2 protein-coding genes and 1 pseudogene are annotated in these 3596 nt (G+C 59.8%); all 3 read left to right on the top strand.

Annotated elements, in window-relative coordinates:
- The first annotated feature begins 5 nt into the window (after positions 1-5).
- Complete coding sequence (gene infB / locus ACIP8I_RS27000; RefSeq protein ID WP_400764910.1) at positions 6-2465, top strand: translation initiation factor IF-2; 2460 nt, start codon at positions 6-8, stop codon at positions 2463-2465.
- A gap of 160 nt (positions 2466-2625) precedes the next feature.
- A complete protein-coding gene (gene rbfA, locus ACIP8I_RS26995; protein ID WP_007961438.1) occupies positions 2626-3024 on the top strand; it encodes a 30S ribosome-binding factor RbfA in 399 nt (132 codons plus the stop codon).
- 4 nt (positions 3025-3028) lie between these two features.
- Positions 3029-3580: pseudogene (truB, locus tag ACIP8I_RS26990) on the top strand (tRNA pseudouridine(55) synthase TruB); the annotation flags it as partial.
- Positions 3581-3596: the final 16 nt, after the last annotated feature.

Here is a 3596-nt window from a genome sequence, read left to right as displayed (position 1 = left end):
AGGGCCTGTTGCAGCAGATGCGTGAGGCAGGTCTGCCGCTCACCGCCGCCGAAGATAATGTGACTGACAGTGAGAAGCAATCCCTGCTGACTCACTTGAAGAGCAGTCACAAGGCGAAAGTGGAAGAACCACGCAAGATCACGCTGCAGCGTAAAACCACCAGCACCCTGCGTGTGGCTGGTAGCAAGAGCATCAGCGTTGAAGTTCGCAAAAAGAAAGTTTTCGTACAGCGTAGCCCGGAAGAAATCGAAGCCGAGCGCAAGCGTGAACTGGAAGAGCGTCGCGCAGTAGAAAATGCTGCTCGTCAGAAGGCTGAAGAAGAAGCCAAGCAGCGCGCTGAAGAAGAAGCGCGTCGCCAGCCTGCTGCTGCGCCGTCCGCTCCTGCCGAAGCTGTTGCAGCACCTGCGCCAGTTGCGGAACCTGTGCGCGACGCCGCGCCGGTTGCTGCTGCGCCAGCTGCCGACACTCGCAAGCGTGACGAACAGCGCCGTCCGGACAAACCCCGTGCCGACGATAACAATCGTCGCGGTGGTGGCGATGGCGAGCGCAAAAACGCTCCGCATCGCGCATCGGTCAAAGAAAAAGCGCCGGCTCCACGTGTGGCGCCACGCACTACCGACGAAGAAAGCGATGGCTTCCGTCGTGGTGGTCGCGGCAAGGCCAAGCTGAAGAAACGCAACGCTCACGGTTTCCAGAACCCTACCGGTCCTGTCGTGCGTGAAGTGAAGATCGGCGAGACCATCACTGTTGGCGATCTCGCCCAGCAGATGTCGGTCAAGGCTGCTGAAATCATCAAGTTCATGTTCAAACTGGGCACTCCAGCGACCATCAACCAGGTACTCGATCAGGAAACTGCTCAACTGGTAGCTGAAGAGCTGGGCCACAAAGTGACCCTGGTCAGTGACACCGCCCTGGAAGATTCCCTGGCCGAGTCCCTGAAGTTTGAAGGTGAGGCAGTTTCCCGTGCACCCGTCGTGACCGTCATGGGCCACGTTGACCACGGTAAGACTTCCCTGCTCGACTACATCCGTCGTGCCAAGGTAGCCGCGGGCGAAGCCGGCGGTATCACTCAGCACATCGGTGCGTACCACGTTGAAACCGACCGTGGCATGGTGACTTTCCTCGACACCCCTGGTCACGCTGCGTTTACCGCAATGCGTGCCCGTGGTGCCAAGGCGACCGACATCGTGATCCTGGTGGTTGCGGCGGACGACGGCGTGATGCCGCAAACCATCGAGGCTGTTCAGCACGCTCAGGCGGCTGGCGTTCCTCTGGTAGTTGCGGTGAACAAGATCGACAAGCCGGGTGCCGACCTCGATCGCATCCGTAGCGAACTGTCGGTTCACGGCGTGACCTCCGAAGACTGGGGTGGCGACACTCCATTCGTACCGGTCTCGGCGAAAATGGGTACCGGCGTTGACGAGCTGCTCGAAGCGGTTCTGCTGCAGGCCGAAGTACTCGAACTGACCGCCACCCCATCGGCTCCTGGCCGTGGTGTAGTCGTCGAATCGCGTCTGGACAAGGGCCGTGGCCCGGTGGCCACCGTGCTGGTTCAGGACGGTACGCTGCGTCAAGGCGACATGGTGCTGGTCGGCTCGAACTATGGCCGCGTGCGCGCCATGCTCGACGAGAACGGCAAGCCGATCAAGGAAGCAGGTCCGGCCATTCCGGTCGAGATCCTGGGTCTTGACGGTACGCCGGACGCTGGCGACGAGATGAGCGTGGTTGCCGACGAGAAGAAAGCCCGTGAAGTGGCTCTGTTCCGTCAAGGCAAGTTCCGCGAAGTCAAACTGGCTCGCGCTCACGCCGGCAAGCTGGAAAACATCTTCGAAAACATGGGCCAGGAAGAGAAGAAGACGCTCAACATCGTCCTCAAATCCGACGTCCGTGGTTCGCTGGAAGCTTTGCAGGGCGCTCTGAACGGCCTGGGCAACGACGAAGTGCAAGTGCGCGTGGTCGGTGGCGGTGTCGGTGGTATCACCGAATCCGACGCCAACCTGGCACTGGCTTCCAACGCTGTACTGTTCGGCTTCAACGTGCGTGCCGATGCTGGCGCACGGAAGATCGTCGAGCAGGAAGGTCTGGACATGCGTTACTACAACGTGATCTACGACATCATCGAAGACGTCAAGAAAGCCCTGACCGGCATGCTCGGCAGCGATGTTCGCGAGAACATCCTGGGCGTGGCCGAAGTGCGCGATGTGTTCCGTTCGCCGAAGTTTGGCGCGATCGCCGGTTGCATGGTGATCGAAGGTGTTGTGCACCGTAACCGTCCGATCCGTGTACTGCGTGAAGACATCGTTATCTTCGAAGGCGAGCTGGAATCCCTGCGCCGCTTCAAGGATGACGCTTCCGAAGTACGTGCCGGCATGGAATGCGGTATCGGCGTGAAGAGCTACAACGACGTCAAAGTCGGTGACAAGATCGAAGTCTTCGAGAAGGTTCAGGTTGCTCGCAGCCTCTGACTCGCGCACTTCAAGGGCCACGCCGAGCCGCCGCATGCAGATGCGCGCCACGGCGTCAGGACTCTAAACGCAACGCCCGGTCTGGCTTTTGTCAGGCCGGGCGTTTGCCGCTTTCAGACCTTGCGGGTTTCACCGTGGGGCAGTAACAGGTAACAAAATCATGGCAAAAGAATACAGCCGTACCCAACGTATCGGCGATCAGATGCAGCGTGAGCTGGCCCAACTGATCCGTCGTGAAGTCAAAGACCCGCGTGTTGGTCTGGTCACCATTACCGCTGTGGAAGTCAGCCGTGACGTCGGTCACGCGAAGATCTTCATCACCGTGATGGGGCAGGACAACGCAGAAGACATCGCGCAAAGCATCAAGGTGCTCAACGCTGCCGCAGGTTTCCTGCGCATGCAGCTGGCCCGTGAAATGAAGCTGCGCAGCGTGCCGCAATTGCACTTCCACTACGACGAAAGCGTCGTGCGTGGCGCGCATTTGTCGGCCCTGATCGAGCGCGCCGTGGCTGAGGACAATCAGCACGTGGCCGCTGCACCTGAAGACACCAAGGAGTAATTCGGTGGCTCAGGTCAAACGTATCCGTCGTAACGTCAGCGGTATCATCCTGCTCGACAAACCGCTGGGGTTCACCTCCAACGCCGCGTTGCAGAAGGTTCGCTGGTTGCTCAACGCCGAGAAGGCCGGTCACACCGGCAGTCTCGACCCGCTGGCCACCGGTGTGTTGCCGTTGTGCTTTGGCGAGGCAACGAAGTTTTCGCAATACCTGCTCGATTCCGACAAGGGTTACGAAACCCTGGCGCAACTGGGCAAGACCACTACCACGGCGGACGCCGAGGGTGAGGTTTTGCAGGAGCGTCCGGTGACCGTTGGTCGCGCCGATGTCGAAGCGGTTCTGCCGAAATTTCGTGGGCAAATCAGTCAGATACCGCCGATGTACTCGGCACTCAAGCGTGACGGTCAGCCGCTGTACAAGCTGGCCCGTGCAGGCGAAGTAGTGGAGCGCGAACCGCGTTCTGTTACTATTGCGCGCTTGGAATTGCTGGCCTTCGAAGGCGATACTGCGCGTCTTGCGGTGGACTGCAGCAAGGGCACCTATATTCGCACCCTGGTGTAGGATTTCGGTGAAC

The organism is Pseudomonas sp. NPDC088414, assembly GCF_044753325.1.
GTDB lineage: Bacteria > Pseudomonadota > Gammaproteobacteria > Pseudomonadales > Pseudomonadaceae > Aquipseudomonas.
This window is presented reverse-complemented; position numbering and strand designations above follow the sequence as displayed.